The 14,119-nt window shown below is 59.4% G+C and carries 11 protein-coding genes and 4 pseudogenes; 7 read left to right on the top strand and 8 right to left on the bottom strand.

The features are described 5' to 3' along the window. Positions 1–80: 80 nt before the first annotated feature. Positions 81–3,746: an ankyrin repeat domain-containing protein gene (locus tag QA645_RS41150; protein ID WP_283046731.1), complete on the top strand. Its 3,666-nt coding sequence runs from the start codon at positions 81–83 to the stop codon at positions 3,744–3,746. Between the two features lie 13 nt (positions 3,747–3,759). Here the strand turns inward: QA645_RS41150 and QA645_RS41145 are convergent, their stop codons facing one another. The 3 genes and pseudogenes from QA645_RS41145 to QA645_RS41135 all read right to left on the bottom strand — a co-directional run. Further along, the gene (locus tag QA645_RS41145; protein ID WP_283046729.1) at positions 3,760–3,969 is read right to left on the bottom strand and encodes a hypothetical protein; all 210 of its coding nucleotides are present in this window, start codon (positions 3,967–3,969) and stop codon (positions 3,760–3,762) included. 216 nt (positions 3,970–4,185) lie between these two features. Then, positions 4,186–4,329: pseudogene (locus tag QA645_RS41140) on the bottom strand (SOS response-associated peptidase); the annotation flags it as partial. A gap of 1,045 nt (positions 4,330–5,374) precedes the next feature. Beyond that, positions 5,375–6,055: pseudogene (locus QA645_RS41135) on the bottom strand (IS1595 family transposase); the annotation flags it as partial. A gap of 268 nt (positions 6,056–6,323) precedes the next feature. Here QA645_RS41135 and QA645_RS41130 point away from each other — a divergent pair. Beyond that, positions 6,324–7,248, top strand: a pseudogene (locus tag QA645_RS41130) (Ku protein). Here QA645_RS41130 and QA645_RS41125 read toward each other — a convergent pair. Continuing rightward, on the bottom strand, positions 7,245–7,478 hold the full coding sequence (locus tag QA645_RS41125) for a hypothetical protein (RefSeq protein WP_283046728.1): 234 nt from the start codon (positions 7,476–7,478) through the stop codon (positions 7,245–7,247). The pseudogene QA645_RS41130 and the gene QA645_RS41125 overlap by 4 nt on opposite strands. 126 nt (positions 7,479–7,604) lie before the next feature. On the opposite strand from QA645_RS41125, the gene QA645_RS41120 reads away from it, so the two are divergent. The 3 genes and pseudogenes from QA645_RS41120 (at position 7,605) to istB (ending at position 10,591) form a co-directional block, all read left to right on the top strand. Continuing rightward, positions 7,605–8,027, top strand: coding sequence for a hypothetical protein (locus QA645_RS41120; protein WP_283046727.1), 423 nt, complete (start codon positions 7,605–7,607; stop codon positions 8,025–8,027). A gap of 289 nt (positions 8,028–8,316) precedes the next feature. Further along, a pseudogene (gene istA / locus QA645_RS41115) lies at positions 8,317–9,841 on the top strand (IS21 family transposase). 9 nt (positions 9,842–9,850) lie between these two features. Further along, on the top strand, positions 9,851–10,591 hold the full coding sequence (istB, locus tag QA645_RS41110; protein WP_283046725.1) for an IS21-like element helper ATPase IstB: 741 nt from the start codon (positions 9,851–9,853) through the stop codon (positions 10,589–10,591). Between the two features lie 192 nt (positions 10,592–10,783). Here the strand turns inward: istB and QA645_RS41105 are convergent, their stop codons facing one another. The 4 genes from QA645_RS41105 to QA645_RS41090 form a co-directional block, all read right to left on the bottom strand. Continuing rightward, positions 10,784–11,107 carry a hypothetical protein gene (locus QA645_RS41105; RefSeq protein WP_283046723.1) on the bottom strand — a complete coding sequence of 108 codons (324 nt, stop codon included), beginning with the start codon at positions 11,105–11,107 and terminating at the stop codon, positions 10,784–10,786. A gap of 236 nt (positions 11,108–11,343) precedes the next feature. Next, positions 11,344–11,595 (bottom strand): hypothetical protein, encoded by a 252-nt coding sequence (locus QA645_RS41100; RefSeq protein WP_283046721.1) that lies wholly within the window; start codon positions 11,593–11,595, stop codon positions 11,344–11,346. Positions 11,596–11,738: 143 nt separating this feature from the next. Further along, positions 11,739–12,260, bottom strand: coding sequence for an ImmA/IrrE family metallo-endopeptidase (locus tag QA645_RS41095; RefSeq protein ID WP_283046719.1), 522 nt, complete (start codon positions 12,258–12,260; stop codon positions 11,739–11,741). After that, positions 12,261–12,491, bottom strand: a complete 231-nt coding sequence (locus QA645_RS41090) for a helix-turn-helix transcriptional regulator (RefSeq protein ID WP_283046718.1) — start codon at positions 12,489–12,491, stop codon at positions 12,261–12,263. A gap of 212 nt (positions 12,492–12,703) precedes the next feature. Between QA645_RS41090 and QA645_RS41085 the strand changes: the two genes are divergently transcribed. Together QA645_RS41085 and QA645_RS41080 are read left to right on the top strand one after the other, a co-directional pair. Further along, complete coding sequence (locus tag QA645_RS41085) at positions 12,704–13,204, top strand: hypothetical protein (protein ID WP_283046716.1); 501 nt, start codon at positions 12,704–12,706, stop codon at positions 13,202–13,204. Continuing rightward, positions 13,201–13,692: a hypothetical protein gene (locus QA645_RS41080; RefSeq protein ID WP_283046714.1), complete on the top strand. Its 492-nt coding sequence runs from the start codon at positions 13,201–13,203 to the stop codon at positions 13,690–13,692. The genes QA645_RS41085 and QA645_RS41080 overlap by 4 nt, the downstream gene beginning before the upstream one ends. The last annotated feature ends 427 nt before the right edge of the window (positions 13,693–14,119 follow it).

Raw genomic sequence — 14,119 nt, 5'->3', positions numbered from 1 at the left:
TGCGCCCTACACTTAAGAGACCTTTTGTGTCTAGCTCCGCTGATCTAGGCTAGGCTGATCTCAGCGAGGGGGTTGTAGGCATGACCGAAGTCGGGGACGTTCTGAAAGCGACGAGGGTACCCGACACCAAGCTGTTCTTCCTGGGGTGCTTCGACTCTCGCGTAACTGTCCTATCGCAACAGCGCCGGGCTTTGAATCTGGTGGACGCGATACTATCCGCCGGCGACCTCGTTCGTCCCAACGGTCGCGTTGCGATCGTCGGCGGCGGCGTTGCGGGAGTAACAGCTGCGGCCGCCCTCGCCATCGCGGCGCCAAATCTTAAGCGGATAGATCTTTTCGAACGTGAAACCGAGTTGCTGCATCTGCAGCTCCATAGCGACCGCGATTTGCATCCGTTCATTTACGACTGGCCGTCTGCGGGGGCCGCAGACAAAGACGCCGGTCTGCCGATATTGAACTGGCGAGCCGGCACGGCGGAGAACGTAGCCGCGCAGATACTGGCAAGCTTCGAGATAATCCGCTCGCAATCGCGTAATTTATCCGTGCACTGCTCCGCCCAGGCCGTGGACGTCAAGGCCAATGAATTTGGCTGCCGCTTGTCTGTTTCTGGACGGACGGCCGACGGAGGCGCTTACGACGTCGTCATTCTGTCGATCGGTTACGGCTTCGAAATGAAAAATCGGGCGGGTAGTTTCAACTCCTACTGGAGCCCCTCGCAGTTATTGGGACCGGCCGGCGAGAAGCCGGTCATTTTCGTTTCGGGAAACGGCGATGGAGGCCTCGTCGACTTCACAATGGCGACCTTCGATCGCATGACGCACAAGGAAATCATCGATCTGGTCGTGCAAAATGAGGAGTTGGAGTCCGTAAAGGACAAGCTGATTGAAATCGAGCGAGCGGCTTGGGCGGCCCCAGAAGGGACATTCAATATTCTGGACCAATATAGGCAGCTGAAGATACCAAGTTCGTTAGCGATGAGCGTGTACGACAATCTTCGGGATGCCAAAGTTTGGCTGCATACGCGCGAGCCCCACATCTTCCGAAAGAAATCAGCAATACTGAACCGGTTCACGGCGTTCTTGGCCATTCTCGCGGACGAGAAATTCGAGCGAGACAGGATCCGTTTCGTTCAAAATGTCCAGCAAGAGGAACTGGCCCACGGAGAAATCCTGCTCGGAGACACTTCGATCCATCCTTCCATTCCGATCTTTCGTTTCGGACCGGCCCGAGAGGTCAACATTCAGCCGTTCATGACGTGGCGGGATAAATTTCTGGCGGCGAATCCCGAGCAACCGAGCGACTACCATCCAGCCTTGCCGCCACTAAATGCGTCTGCTCGCGCTCGGTTCTCAAGACTTCTTGTCCGCGAGGAACCGCTGGACGGGGTTCCGCCCGCCGCGTCCCCTAAGGAGGCCGCTCGCCAGTGGCTTGGCGACCGCGCGATCGAGGTGAAGGCGGAAAGTCTCGCTCTTTACATTAGGTCAGGCCTGCCCGAGGCGGTCAGAAGTCTGTTGGAGGCCGGGATACTTCCCGATACCTTGCTGGATGGTGTCCATCCGATTGAGCTGGCTCTTCGCCAAATCGAATCGTCAAACCACAACGCTGACGCATCCCAACTCGCTCCCGATCCTGCCCGTGTCGCGATTTTGGCTGCCTTATTGGCCGCAGGAGCAAAGGGAGCGGCGACGGCTGCCCACGATGCGCTGGAGAGTTCGAACGCTCCTCGTCTGGTGGCTTTGCTGCGGGCCGGGCTTCCGCTCGACGCCAAGGACAAAGTTGGACAGACGCTCGCGGTTCGAGCGATGCGACAAGACGACGGGGCTCGCGGTATTCCGGGTCACGTGACGGAGTTGCTTGTCACCGAGGGACCTGTCGCACCACGGACGCTTGGGACCTGGATGCTTCTTTGGGCCGCCTGGACCGGGCGTGCGCGGCTCGTCGAGCGTCTGCTCGATACTGGGATCCCGGTGGACGCGCAGCTTTACCCCGGACTGCCCACTGAGCCGATCGAGGAGTCCGAACAGGCGTTCTGGTGGCCAGGCGGTACCGCCTTGCATCGGTTGCTCGCGAACTCAGAACGTCCCTACGCCGCGTTCTACGAGGAATCGAGGATCTACAGTTGGGAGGTCTTCCTGATCCTTATAGGAAGAGGGGCATCCGGGGGCTCCGGCGATGCGTTGGGCCGAACGCCGCTGCATTTCGCGGCTCGAGGAGGGTTGGAGAAGGCCGCGGCCGCGTTGTTGGAAGCGCCTGGTCTTGATTTAGCGCATGAAGACAATGAGGGCGAAACGGCTCTTCTGGAAGCCGTCAACTGGCGACGCTCAAGACGGGTAGCGCTGTCGCTGATTCCGAAGTGGCTGCCCGCCGAGCAGACCGAACGGGCTCGGCTGCTCTATCGCGCAGCCGAGAATCGCGATGAAGAAATTCTGCGCGCGCTGCTCGATGCGGGTTGCGATCCGAACGCTCGTGCGCCCGGTCTGCGATCAACGTTGGTCGCCTTGGCGCAGGATGCGACTGGCCCTGGAGACCAGGCCACCGCCATTCCATGCCTAGAGTTGCTGCTCGAGCGGGGCGCCGACCCGGCGCAGAAGGACGAGTCCGGAGTTACCACGCTGCACGAGTTTGCCAACGGTCTGGAGCTCGAAGTTGTCGATCGGCTCCTCGCGGCGGGCGCCGAGGTGGAAGCCGTCGATGCGAACGGCCGCACTCCTTTGATGTTCAGCAGGACCCCAGCGATTGCGCAGCGCCTGCTGGCTGCTGGCGCGCAGCCGCTTCGGCGCGATCGCTACGGGTACGACGCGCTCGATCATGCGGTGGTCTTCGGTCGCGATGCGGTCGCCACACTGCTGGAACAGCCTAATCGGACCCCGCGCCCAGAGGCTCGGTTGATCGGGGCGGTGGTCCAGCGCGATGCCGCGGCTGTACGCGCATGTCTGTCGGACGGAGTGCCGGCCGCGACCGTTGGCCCGGACGGAACGCCTGCTCTGATCACGGCAGCAACCAAACAGGCAGTCGATATCATGCATGCACTGTTGGATCACGGGGCGGCAGCGGACACGCGCGATGTCGACGGCTCGACGGCGCTCGACGCCTGTCTCTGGTCGATGAATACCACGCCTGACACGAACGCCGCGTCGATATCCTTGCTGCTGGCGCGCGGCGCCAGGCTGAAAGAGAACCGGGACGCCAGGAATGGCGATGCTGAGGCGGCGGTCTTCAAGGGGTATTTCTGGTGGCGACTAGACCCGATCGCCGATCAAGTGCTCGCGGCAAACAAGGGGGCCCGCAGCAGAAAATCAGCGACCTCGCTAATGTTTGCTGCCATGAGGGGCACGGCTCGTCAGGTAGAGGGCCTGGTGCGAGAAGGCGTCGATGTCAAACTCGCCGATCAGGATGGATTGACGGCTCTTCATTATGTCGCCGACGGTCCGAGCTACGAGGACGAAGGCGAGTACCCCAAGAAGGCCGACATATTGATCGCGGCCGGCGCCGAGATCGACGTCGTTGATAGAGTGGGTGAGACGCCGCTCTTTAAGGCGGTGCGATCCGGGCATGTGCAGACGATTGAATTCTTATTGCATCGGGGAGCGGATCCCGCGCGACGCAACTCGAAGGACGAGACCATGGCGACCGTAGCCCTACAATCCCGTCGCATTGCCGTGTTCAATGAAATGCGGTCGCTGGTCACGAAGAGCTCGCGGTTAACGCCGCGCGCAAGCCTTCGAAATCCCCAAATGCAGACGTGAGGGAACGAAGGCCTCATGAGGAAGCAGGTTCATCGGCCTCCCACGCTGGGGTCGAGTAGTCGAGCGCGACCATCTGTCCTTCGAGCCAGCCCCAGTCAGATGCCTTTGGTTCGAAGGGACAACTGTCCTCTCCAGGTATGTAGTCCCACATGTCGACGAGATCCATGTACTCGTCGATGCTCATCATCTCGGTCAACGGCTTCGCGGCCCTCATGATCTGCATGAATCCGTTACGGGATACCCGACAACCGGGCAGAGCAAAGCGCGGCGCGTGGCGTTCGCGCTACGATAGAGTTTTGCTTCGTAGAGATTACTGGCACGGCCTCGCGCGTTCCGCGCGAACTTGAAGGCGAACCGGCCGAGGACGACGACCGGTGATCTCATGCTACCGGCTCTCGAGACACTGATCATTCCGTACCTGACTTCCGGTCCTTCTTGGTCACGTCGTAGTTCTTGCGGGATCTTCCTTGACGCCGCGCGCGATGACCCGCAGCGCCCCGTCCGGAAGCGGCCGCTGTAGCTTCAGCGCCTCGTCCGCGGGCGCCGTCATCCAGAGCTCGACCTCTTCGGGCGTCGTCAGGATCGGCGAGCCGCCGCATCCGCACGCCGGCGCCGGCCGACTGTCGTCGGCGGGACCGTCCCTCGGAGGGCCTCCCAGTATTCCGTGGGCAGATCTTCGCCCGGGCCGATTGGTCGTACGGGTGCGTTTCTGCCGACGGCGGCCGGCTTTTCCGTCTCCTTAGGGGTCGGCATGCGCCAGCTAGCGGGTCGGTCGGTCATATTATGGGAAATTATATACGTGACGTATCGAAAAGCTGATCGGTGTAATTTCGAGGGGCTGGGCAGGTGCGGCTAGCAGGCGAGTTCGCAGTTTGCAAACTTTTTGGGACATGTTGTCTTTATGGCTTGGCGCGCGGGCAGCTAGCACATACGGTCACACCGAATATTCGGTAGCTCTACCGAATTGATTCGGAACCGCTTCCCCACCAGTGGGGGAAGTTGAGGCCGGAAACGACAAAGCCGCCCGGTGGTGGAAACCGGACGGCCTTGAAGGGGAGGTCACTGATGGAAGGTGGCTCCCGGTCCTGCCCTGATGGAAGGGGCTGGATCGCCAGAGAGGGGAAGCCGGGTTGGCTTGGTGGGCTTAGTCCGGCTCCCCGCTCTCATGCGAATCAATTGGACCTGACTCGCACCCAGCAACATCCATGCTTTGTGGAATCTGCGCAAGTGTATCTGCTTGAGAGTCCCAAGTTTCGCGTGTCACCAGGTTGGAAAATTTAGCGCGGCAAAAACTTCACGGACTGTGAACTCGTCGGACGATGCAGGTTGGCAAACTGCACGCGACAAAATGCAAAGCGCGACGAAGTACTTAAGCGCATGATTAAGATGAAGCCGCAGCCTCACGCTAAGCCGCACGTTAGCCAGCAGCTAAACTTTAATGACGTTGAAGATCATTCGGATGCGCGTATTTCTAAGGGAAATAAGCGTTAGATTTCGTCGTTTGAAACGAGTTGTCTTACAACGCTGATTTGTAAGACAGCTCGTCTTCGTAATACGCTGCTTAATCGTTTGCTTGTTTTGTGCGTCGTTTCGCGTTTCGTGATCGCACAAACTTTCGTGCCATTTGTTTAATTGATTTCGGCGCTATGAGGTCTGCGGTACATCAACCGCTTTCCATGAATATCCTGTATCGCTTTCTCTGAGCGCATCGCATCGTTCCAGCCTAGCGAAATGCAGGTATTGTAGCGGAAGTCAAACTCCGCCAAGTAAAGGTGAAGATGCTTCTCAGCGTAGTGCTGGTCGACGCCCTGCACGCCGCGCTTGAAGATCGAATAGTAACCTTCAACCGTGTTGGTACTGATCTCTCCGCGAGCGTATTCCTTGCGCGAATGGTTCACGGTGTCGTGGCTCAAGTATTCGCGGCCAAGTGAGCGATAGTGCGAGCCGTCATCCGTCATAACGATGGACACCCGGCGCACATTGGTCAGGACGATTGGAACGATATCGGCAACCGATGTGCTATCGATCTTGAAGCTGCGGGCAGAACGTTCACGTTCGACAAGCGTAAGCACGACGTTCTTGTGTGCCCAACCGGTGCGGAGCTTCATCTGACCTTCAATGCGGCCGATGAATGTTTCGTCTATCTCAACTGTCTTACCTTCTCCGCGCATGGGAGGAGGATTCGCGTCTCGCGTTGCCTCGCCAATGCGATGAGCCATGAACCATGCAGTTTTGTAAGTCACGCCAAGCATTCGGTGTAGCTGGTGAGCCGAGAGCCCCTTCTTGGAGGTCGTGTATAGATCCACCGCGTGGTGGCCGGATGGGCCTAACTGTCCTCACTGCGCGTGCTTCGATCAAGCAACCAAGCTGGAGGGCAAATCCACCCGGCCGGGCGTCTACAAAGGTCGGGGCTTGCCGGAAGCCTTTTTCGGTGACGGCTATGGAACATATAGTGAACACTGGAGTCAGCGAAGGTCTAAAAAAGGCAAAAATCATCTGTGACGGGCGATCCGGATGTCGGAACCCAGGCCGCTGGTTCGTTTCTTGAATCCGGCACCTCAGTATCCGGAGTTCGACATGGCCCCCCGCGCAAACTGGAAGGGTTTTCTACGCCTGTCACTCGTCACCTGCCCCGTCGCGCTCTACCCGGCCACATCCGAATCCGAAAAGATCTCCTTCAACCAACTGAACCGGGCGACCGGACACCGCATCAAGTACGTGAAGGTCGATGCCGACACCGGCGACGAGGTGCCGAACGAGGACATCGTCAAGGGCTATGAGCTCGACAAAGGGCAGTACATTGAGGTCACGAAGGAGGAGCTCGAGGAGCTGGCGTTGGAATCGACGCGGACCATCGAGATCGACGAGTTCGTTGACAGGTCGGACATCGACCCGCGCTACCTGATCCGTCCCTATTACCTCACACCGGACGTCAAGATCGGCCATGACGCCTACGCGGTGATCCGTGAGACCATCCGCGAGATGGACAAGGTCGCGATCGGGCGGGTGGTCTTGACCAACCGCGAGCACATCATCGCTCTCGAACCCATGGACAGGGGGCTCGTGGGTACGCTACTGCGCTACCCCTACGAAGTGCGCAGCGAACAGGAGTATTTCGACGAGATTCAGAACGTCAAAGTCACCAAGGACATGCTGGACCTTGCCCGGCACATCGTTAGCCAGAAGGCGGGCACGTTCGACCCTGCGAAATTCGAGGACCACTACGAAGCCGCCCTAGCCGATCTGATCAACCAGAAGCGCTCGGGCAAGACTATCCGCCCGAAGGAGCGGCCGAAGGGCGAGAACGTGGTCGACCTGATGGAGGCGCTGCGGCAGAGCGTCGGTCGGGAGGCCGCGCCGGCGAAGGCGGCACCCCCCCAAGAAGCCTCGTAAGGCGTCGTCGGGCCAGAAAGAGATGTTGACGTCGATCCCGGGGAAGAAGCCGGCGAAGGAAGCGGCGGCGAAAAAGCCCGCGGCGAGCCCGCGGCGGAAATCGGCCTAGTCCAGCGGTAGCGAAAGCGTCTGCGCTTCCGAGAGCTTCTTCGCTTTGATGGCCTGATATCGCTCTTCGATCAGCGGCCCCGCTTCGTCGAGCAAGGGCTTGACGGCGATCACCATGCGGACGAACTGCTCGGGAATTTCGAAATCCGGATTTCTGCGCTTTTCCTCAATGGCGAAGCGCGCGCAGGCGGCGAAGATGTTCCGGAACTGCTCCGGCGTCGGGATCCGCATGCGCCGCCGCTCCTTAAGCTCGTCGAAATAGCTCGGCCATGGATAGGGTTTGGCCACCGAGCCTTGGCGACTGGACAGTAGGAAGACCACGCGGCGACCTTCAGCCTCTGCAAGAGAATTGCTCGATTGAATGTCTATTCTCGGGAGATCGTACGGGCGATAGAAAAGTTCCTTGAGTACAAGGCCGCGCACAACGATAATTTTTCCCGTCCGGCATTGCAGCTAACCGATGGAGACCATGAAGAATATTTGCGTGAATTGCGCAGATTAGTCGCCGAGTTGCGGCGGCTCAATGAAAACCTCGAATACGCCGCCGCGGCAGCCGCTCCGAAGAAATCTTCAAAGCGAGGTCGAGCCCCGAATAAGCAAACCGAGGACTCCGCCATTCAGGTCAAAAAGCACCTGAATACATTCTTGCACAGCTACGCATCGCTTTCTGGAAAAGGTGCGGCTGCACTGACCACTGCCGCCGGGACGGCGCTCTTGGGCCAGTTGGGTGTACCGCTGCCGGAACTCGTTGCTTTGGTGACGCAACTGCATCGTACGTGATTGCGCCTCTGGGAGACGAGGGCAGGGCCAGGTCGGCCCGCCCAGATCCATGCATGATGTCACATGACGGTGTAAGTTACCGTCTGCCGATTCCGAGATCATCGCGCGCACCGTACCGATTTGATGGGGCGCGGGGTTCCGAAATGGTCGCGCGCAGCATTCCGAGCATTATCCGCGCAGGATTCCGACTTGATCGCGCGCAGTTTCGCATGGTGTGAAGCCTGATCGTTGAGCCATTTCTCCGACTGGAAACAGCTGGGAGAATTGGATGCCGACGAGGAGGGTTATCGTGCGCCAGGTGCGCGAGATTGTGAGGTTGAGCCTTGAGGCGGGGCTCTCGACGCGCGTGGTTGGCGAGCGTATCGGCGTCGGGCCGACGACGGTACGTGACACTCTGAAGCGGTTTGTGCGCGCGGGTCTGGCATGGCCAGTCCCGGAAGCGATAAGCGACGTCGAGCTGGAGCAACTGCTGTACGGGGTGCCTGGCGTGAAGCCTGGTCGCCGCAAGGTGGCCGAACCTGACTGGTCCATGATTGCCCGCGAGCTCAAGCGCAAGCATGTGACCTTGCAGGTGCTGTGGGACGAGTACATTGCAGAGCATCCGGACGGGTACCGATATAGCCGCTTCTGTGACTTGTTCCGCAACTGGGAAGGCCGGCTGCCGCTGGTGATGCGCCAGCACCACGGCGGGGGCGAGAAATTGTTCGTCGACTATGCCGGCGACACGGTGCCGGTGGTTGATCAGTAAGACTGGCGAGGTGCGTGACGCGCACGTCTTCGTGGCGGTCATGGGCGCATCCAGCTTGTCCTTCGCGCTGGCGACGTGGACCGAGCAGCTCGGCGACTGGATCGCGGGACATAACGCGGCCTTCGGCTTTTTTGGCGGCGCGACGCAACTGTTGGTGCCCGACAACGCCAAGGTCGCGGTGATCAAGGCCTGCCTCTATGACCCTATGGTCAACCGCAGCTACAGCGATATGGCGCAGCATTACGGCACGGCGATTTTGCCGGCACGGCCGCGTCGTCCGAGAGATAAGGCGAAGGTCGAGGCCTGCGTCGGAATCATCGAGCGCTGGCTGCTGGGGCGGCTGCGCAACCGAACTTTTTACAGCCTGGCCGATCTCAACCGTGCGATCGCCGAGTGGCTGGCCAAGCTCAATGACGGACGGGTGCTGCGTCAGTATGACCGCACACGGCGCCAGCTGTTCGAGGAAATTGATGCACCAAATCTTAGACCGCTTCGCGGCGAGCCGCGGGTCCATGCCGAATGGCGCCGATGCCGGGTCGGGCTCGACTATCACGTCGAGATCGAACGACACTACTACTCGGTGTCCTATCGCTTCGCCCGTCGGGAGGTAGAAGCGCGGATCTCTGCGCGAACGGTTGAAATCTTCCTGGGAGGCGAGCGTATCGCCGCGCACATGCGCGGCAGTGGCAACGGGCGGCACACGACGACCAGCGCCCACATGCCTTCGAGCCACCGGCGCTATGGCGAGTGGACGCCGGCAAAGATCCGCAGCGAGGCAAGCCGGATCGGCCCGATGCTGCGCGTGCTGGTCGACCGGATCATCGAGGATCGGCCGCATCCCGAACAGGGCTATCGTTCGTGCCTAGGTATCCTCCGGCTTGAGATGCGCTTTGGCGCCGAGCGCCTCGAGGCGGCCGCGCTGCGCGCGATCGAGATCCAGGCTCGCAACTACCCAAGCGTCAAATCGATCCTCGAGAAGGGCCTCGATCGCGTCCCGACGCCTGCGTCCCCCGAGCGCGAGCCGATCATCCACACGAACATCCGAGGTTCGGATTATTACCACTAAGGGAAGAAAATGCTGACACACCCCACACTCGACTTGCTCACCCAGCTCGGCCTTACCGGCATGGCCGAGGCCTTTAAGAGCCTCGCCGACAACGAGGAGGTCCATGGCCTCGCTCACGCCGAATGGTTGGCGTTGCTGCTGGACCATGAAGCGACCTGGCGTAACAACCGGCGCCTGGCACTTCGCCTTCGTAAGGCAAAGCTGCGTCATCATGCCGTGCCCGAGGATATCGACTACCGCGCACCCCGTGGGCTCGACCGCCGCTTGTTCGACATGCTGCTCAAGGGAGACTGGATCAAGAACCACGAGAATTGCGCCATTGTCGGGCCGACCGGCGTCGGGAAAAGCTGGCTTGGCTGTGCGCTTGGTCACAAGGCCTGCCGGGACAACCACTCTGTACTTTACACCCGGCTGCCGCGGTTGTTCGAAGAACTGGACCTTGCCCGGGGCGACGGACGACTCACTTCGCGGATGAGGAGCATCGCCGCGGTCGAGCTCCTGATTTTGGACGATTGGGGCCTCCAGGCCATCGACGCCAATGCCAGGCACCATCTGCTCGAAATCCTTGAGGAACGCTACGGCCGTCGATCAACACTCGTCACCAGCCAGCTTCCAATTGCCAAATGGCATGAGCTCATAAATGACCCGACTTACGCTGATGCCATACTTGATCGCCTGCTTCACAATGCTCACAGGCTCGAACTGAACGGTGAATCCATGCGTCGACCGCCTGTCCTTCCTCGGCCTTGATCACATCGTCGGCCGATGAAGACCGAGACTGCAGCCCGCGAAGCTGACCGGCCGCTACGGCACTGTTGGGGGTGCGCGTCCGCTCAGCTTCACTCCGTCGAGCGACCATCATCAAACTTCAGACATGATCTCTTCGGTGGCCGCTTGACCACGGGCTAACGATAAGCCAATTACCCCTAACGATCGGGTGCTTCACCTGCGCGCGATCAGGTCAGAACGCTGCGCGGCATCAGATTGGAATAACTGCGCGCGATCATTGGAATCCGCAACCGTCTTGTTCTTCACTTCCTGGACGATTGGAATCCCACGCGTCATCGCTCCGCTATTCGCAGCGAAAAACTCGGGGTGATCCTTGCGCTCGAGGTGCAAAGTGCACTTCATCAAATCGGTTCTCGGATGGCCTCCGAGTACAATCGTGGCCCATTCGATGGTGCCAGGAAAATCACCCTGCGGCAGGTGGCTTGCAGCTGGGGTTACATGAAAGATGACGACGTCGGTATAAGTTTGGATTGGCATTCAATGCCTCCTTTCGGTTGAATTCGAGGAGGCGAGGGGTTCGGGGACTGCAACGTGCGAACCGTCGACCTCGCCCACCCGGAGATGGACTGTCGGCGGCCGCCTGTTATTCAGGCGTTGTCAGCACTGCGTTGGCAGGCGGTCACGTAGAGAGCTGGTTGAGCTCGGACCCCGTAACCAAAGATGTAAGCGGTCGGGGCTCGAAGCTCAAGACTGATTGCGATAGATTGGTTGAGTTATCCTTGCGGCAGGATCAGCGGCGTGTAGGAGAAAATGTACTCGCCGCCGACCTGGACTTTGGCGGCTTTGTCACCGTTCATCCGGAAGCTCGCACCGAGTGCAGCCTTGTTCGCCGCTCCGATCGAGCGGTTAAGCCGCGCCTTGGTCGGATTTCCGCGCTCGTCGGGCGCTCGACCGCCAATCACTCTGACATAGGTTTCGCTGAGCGAAGCGTCCTCCTTAATCCGGCGGAAGACCCGTAACGTCACATCCGAGTTGTCCGGATGAGTTGGTCGACCACGGGAATCGGTGGTTGGCGTTGCTGGCCGGCATGGGCGACACGAAGGCGCCGTCATTCCACATTTTGGACTTGCCGAGTCCTAAGGCACGCCGCGGAGGTGAAGTTAACCCCTTACTTCGGCGAAAACAGCGAGGTCAGCCGTATGATCATCGCCTGCTTGCTGACTTGGTAGCGGTCGGCCAAAGCGTCGATGCGTGCTTCGTTCTCCAGATCGAGAGTGTAGCCCGCAACATCGAGCCTAATCCATTGTGCCGGAATCAACAGATTGGCTGCAAACGCGTTGGCTTCGATTTCCTCGACGTCCTCGGCGGTTGCGGATCGCGAATCTCTCAAGTTAATTCTGAAGACCTGATCGACGTGAACCTCTGTCCCCTTATGCAGAGCGAGATGGCCCAACTCATGCGCAATCGTGAACCGCTTGCGCAGAGGATGATGGGAGCGGTTCACCGCAATTACCTTTCGGCCGTTTCCCCGAAATAGAATGCCCGATGCATCATCATCGAGCTCTACTTCTCGGATCTCTGCACCCAATAAGTCGGCGACGAGATCGAGCGAAACTGGTGGAGAATTCTGGCCCTCAAGAAGCTCTGCAGCCTTGCGGCGTACGCGTGCGTAGCCGATGCGAGGCTTCATTTATCCGACCTTGATTTCTCTCTTCAGCATCTCGACGACGCGCGCCACGTCCTGTCGCATGGTCGCGTCCGACTGCGACTGCGGTGAAGGCATGAGCTCGGAGGGTTTCGCGTCCAAAGCGTCCGCGATCTCGATCAGCTGATGCAGGAGCACCCGCTGCCGGCCCTTCTCGATATTTGTGATCGACGCACGTGAGAGCTGAACCCGGCGAGCAAGCTCTTCCTGGGTCACGCTGCGAGTCTCTCGGAGCTCCCGGACCCGGTCTCCGAACAGGCGATAAAGGTTTGAATCCATACCTTATTCTACACCACCAGCGCCCAATTTCAAGAAATGTTTGTGCTACCAACAGTTTATGAAACTAGTAAATTAATATTGTTTGTATTATTGACATTAAGGGAATGAAAGTATAGATAAGTGCCCGTTCTTAACCGCGGAGCACTCAAATGGACAACGAAGTTGATTCGCATGAGCTGGTTCTGGCCATCGAGGGGGAGCGCGCACCCCGTCAGATCCAGGTGGCGCGCGGCGCGACCGCCAAGGAGGTCATCGAGGCAGTCGTCCTCGAGACGAAGCGGGTCGAGCTGACGGAAATGTTCTTCGAGGACGAGGAGGAATGTCTTGTCGAGGAGCATCGGGTCGTTGAACTCGTGATCGAGGAGTTCCGGCTCGTCCACGTCGCGTCGAAAGGCAAGATCGCGGTCACCGTGGTTTACAACGCCCGGCAGGTTCACCGGGATTTCGCGCCAAGTGTCACCATCGAAAAGATTATCGCTTGGGCGATCTCACGAGCGGCACTCCACCTCGAGGGCGTGCCTGCGGAGTACCAGTTGAAGCTCGGATCAGAAATCCTGCCGCCGGATCTGCATCTCGGCCAGGTCGCCAAAGGAGAAAAGAAGATCGCCTTCTCGTTGGTGTTCCGTATCAAGCCGCAAGGTGCCTCATGACCCCGGATCATTCGGCCCTTCGGGCCGACATCGACAGCCTCACGTTCAAGCTTGGCTCGAAGCGGGGAAAGTGGGGACTCGAAGCTCTCGAGTTTCCTGTTGCCTACTTCACTATTGCGGCGCCGAAGCGCGAGCAGGGGCCCAATCGTTTCCTGCTGCGGGTCGACTGCCGAAGCTACCCAGCCTTGGCACCGACCTCTCAGTTATGGGATGGCCGGACTGATGCGGCATTGGGCGTTGAACAGCGGCCTATGGGAAGGACCGGCGTGTTGGTGGCTTTCTCGCCGTGGAACGCGTGTCTGTACCATCCGATTGATCGAATGGCGCGCGACCATTGGCCAAACCAATTCGAAGAACTCACCTGGAAGTCCGGCTCAACCATCGTGACACTTTTGGAAACCGTCCATGGTCTTATCAATAATCCGGAGTATTTGGTCTCGACTGCGCCCGACGCCGCGGCTGCGTTGCGACGACCGCTTGTGGCGTGAGATCCTCCGCGAACTGCGTGTCCGCGGACAAGGGCGTCGCGAGAGCGGAGGCTTTCTCCTGGGCAGAGTAGAAGGTGAGACCAAAATCATCACCTCTTTTCTACCATACGACGCGATTGATCCGAATTGTCTCCAGGGGATCATAATTTTCGACGGTTCGCGTATGGACGACGTCTGGCGGATCTGTGGGCAGCAGGGGTGCAGCGTAGTCGCTGACGTTCATACTCATCCTGGTGCGTCATATCGCCAAAGCGATGTCGATCAGAGCCATCCGATGATACCCGAGCGCGGGCATCTCGCATTGATCGTGCCGAACTATGCCGACCGAGACTATATGCCAGGCGAATTCGGCATCCACGAGTACAGAGGCCGTCGCGATGGATGGTCGGACCTGAGCTCACTCGGGCAAAAGCTCTTCCGGGTTCGG

It is taken from the genome of Bradyrhizobium sp. CIAT3101 (assembly GCF_029714945.1).
Classification (GTDB): Bacteria; Pseudomonadota; Alphaproteobacteria; order Rhizobiales; family Xanthobacteraceae; genus Bradyrhizobium.
The sequence above is the reverse complement of the archived record's forward strand: the minus strand, read 5'-3'. Positions and strand labels throughout refer to the sequence as shown.

What these genes read in the sequence shown, in the direction of transcription:
- QA645_RS41150 (WP_283046731.1), top strand. Translation starts at nt 81, where the DNA reads ATGACCGAAGTCGGGGACGTTCTGAAAGCGACGAGGGTACCCGACACC.
- QA645_RS41145 (WP_283046729.1), bottom strand. Translation starts at nt 3,969, where the DNA reads ATGCAGATCATGAGGGCCGCGAAGCCGTTGACCGAGATGATGAGCATC.
- QA645_RS41125 (WP_283046728.1), bottom strand. Translation starts at nt 7,478, where the DNA reads ATGCGGATCCCGACGCCGGAGCAGTTCCGGAACATCTTCGCCGCCTGC.
- istB (WP_283046725.1), top strand. Translation starts at nt 9,851, where the DNA reads ATGCTGACACACCCCACACTCGACTTGCTCACCCAGCTCGGCCTTACC.
- QA645_RS41105 (WP_283046723.1), bottom strand. Translation starts at nt 11,107, where the DNA reads ATGCCAATCCAAACTTATACCGACGTCGTCATCTTTCATGTAACCCCA.
- QA645_RS41095 (WP_283046719.1), bottom strand. Translation starts at nt 12,260, where the DNA reads ATGAAGCCTCGCATCGGCTACGCACGCGTACGCCGCAAGGCTGCAGAG.
- QA645_RS41085 (WP_283046716.1), top strand. Translation starts at nt 12,704, where the DNA reads ATGGACAACGAAGTTGATTCGCATGAGCTGGTTCTGGCCATCGAGGGG.
- QA645_RS41080 (WP_283046714.1), top strand. Translation starts at nt 13,201, where the DNA reads ATGACCCCGGATCATTCGGCCCTTCGGGCCGACATCGACAGCCTCACG.